Origin of the sequence: Massilia sp. CT11-108 (assembly GCF_047302915.1) — a bacterium.
Classification (GTDB): domain Bacteria; phylum Pseudomonadota; class Gammaproteobacteria; order Burkholderiales; family Burkholderiaceae_D; genus Telluria; species Telluria orientalis.
The window spans coordinates 1-264 of sequence record NZ_JBKYMO010001555.1; the positions used below are offsets into that span (position 1 = coordinate 1).

The following is a 264-nucleotide window of genomic DNA, read 5'->3' on the forward strand; positions in this document are numbered from 1 at the left end:
CGGATCGCCCGCCTGGCTGGGGTTCGCCCCGCCGGACCGCAGCGAGCGGGCGATCCGCATCGGCGGGCAACTGCTCTACATCGCGCCGAATCCCGAGTCTGAAATCGGCGAGCGCCTGCACGACACTGTGCAAATCTGGATCACCCTGTTGTTCTTTTCCGGTACAACCCTGGCCGTCACGTGGTGGTGCGCCGACCGCGCGCTGTCGCCCGTGCGCGCGCTGGAGGCGGGCCTGCACCGCCTGGCGCGGGGCGAACCCGATCC

Annotated in this window: 1 pseudogene; it reads left to right on the top strand. The window is 70.5% G+C overall.

Features of this window, described 5'->3' with window-relative positions:
- Positions 1–264, top strand: a pseudogene (locus ACEN88_RS35595) (sensor histidine kinase); the annotation flags it as partial.